General features: G+C 61.1%; 2 protein-coding genes and 1 pseudogene. All 3 read right to left on the reverse strand.

Annotated elements, in window-relative coordinates:
- Positions 1–961, reverse strand: a 961-nt coding sequence (locus Q0288_RS08490; RefSeq protein ID WP_299429463.1) for a polyprenyl synthetase family protein, incomplete at its 3' end; no start/stop codon positions are given.
- 54 nt (positions 962–1,015) lie between these two features.
- Positions 1,016–1,441 carry a hypothetical protein gene (locus Q0288_RS08495; RefSeq protein WP_299429464.1) on the reverse strand — a complete coding sequence of 142 codons (426 nt, stop codon included), beginning with the start codon at positions 1,439–1,441 and terminating at the stop codon, positions 1,016–1,018.
- Positions 1,438–1,524, reverse strand: a pseudogene (locus tag Q0288_RS08500) (redox-sensing transcriptional repressor Rex); the annotation flags it as partial. The gene Q0288_RS08495 and the pseudogene Q0288_RS08500, both read right to left, overlap by 4 nt.

The following is a 1,524-nucleotide window of genomic DNA, read 5'->3' on the forward strand; positions in this document are numbered from 1 at the left end:
CGAGCTCGCGGGACAGGAACAGCTTCGCCTCGGTGTCGAGCGTGTTCGCCGACATGGAGTACTCCGGGCCCAACAGTTCGAACGACAGCCGGAGCCCGGCACCCACGTAGGACCAGGACGTCGAGACCTCGGCGACCACGGGCTCGCCGGCACCGTGGCGGAACGTGTAGGTGGCCCGGGCGAAGCCCGCCGACGGCCGTACCCGGTAGTCGGGCGCCCCGGGGTAGGCCTCGAGCAGCCGCAGGGTGATGAGGGTGACCTTACCCTCGCGCACGTCACCGCCCGCAGGTTTGCCCAACACCTCTGCCGTGCCCATCAGATCCAGGTAGTCGTCGCGCATCTGGAAAGCCTGGCCATACAAGGAGCCAAAGCGGGCCAGGGCTTCCTGATGAACTGCGGGTACACCACCCAACACCGCAGCCCCTTCGCAAGCCGCCCGCATCACCGAGGCAGTCTTGCCGTCAATGATGCGTTCGTAGTTGGCCAGGGAGTAATCGTGCAGGGCTGCCACCTGAAACTGCAAAACCTCGGCCTCGGAAAGCTGCCGGGCGGTCTCGGCGAACATCGCTACCAGTTCCATGCGCCCGGTCTGGGCCAGCAAAGCCATCAGCCTCGAGAGCAGGTAGTCGCCCGAGAGCACCGAGACCGCATTGCCATACTTGCGAAAAGCAGCCTCTTTGCCCCGCCGGGTTTCGGCGTCGTCTACCAGGTCGTCGTGCAGCAGCGAAGCCGAGTGCAGCAACTCAACCGACAGGGCCAGTTCCATCGCCCCCGGAACCCCTCCCAGGGCATTGCTGGTCAGGAAGACCAGCCGGGGCCGCACCCGCTTGCCCCCTGCTGTGACCAGGTCTTCTTCGATGAGCTGGACAAACTCCACCTCCGAGTGCACCACAGCCCGCAGGCGATCTTCAAATTCGACCAGCAGAACATCCAGATTCTGGGTGAAGTCCCTTACGCTCATTCCAGAAAGTATAACCCAGACCGGATGGCCTGGGCCGGAAAGAGAGATACATCTTCAGTACAGTCTAATGGTGGGATTGAGCACTACCGTACGCCCATAGCTATTGAGGCCGATGGCAGAATAGCTCTCCAGCACGATGGTACCCAGAGCGGGAGGAGGAGTGATCTCCAGGACACCGTTTACCACCGGGCAGTCTACATAATTTGCAGAAGGGTCGCAGGGTAGAACTTCGCCAGCGCCTGGGATGGAGCCACCCCCAGCCAGGTTAAAGCTGGTGATAGCACCTCCTGGGCTCCCAGGAAGCGTGCGGGCTGTGTATTCAAGAACCAGTTTCGTAACGGTCACACCCCCTACCTCCTCGGTCACGATCCTTGCGGATTTAGAAGCTATGAGTACGCTGGGAATCCCAAAGTCGGTGACAAAGTTGCCGCACCCCGCCAACATAAAGGCGGCCACCACCAGGGCGATAAGTTTTTTCATCCAATCATCTCCTCTCTCCATCTGGGGTTGAGCACGAAGAACGAGAGTCTGCTGAGTCCGGCGAGAAAATCCACGTTCTCCAC

The sequence above is a fragment of the uncultured Meiothermus sp. genome (genome assembly GCF_937863175.1).
GTDB lineage: Bacteria > Deinococcota > Deinococci > Deinococcales > Thermaceae > Meiothermus.

Excerpts from the sequence above, each read along its gene's own strand:
- Q0288_RS08495 (WP_299429464.1), bottom strand. The coding sequence starts at position 1,441 with ATGAAAAAACTTATCGCCCTGGTGGTGGCCGCCTTTATGTTGGCGGGG.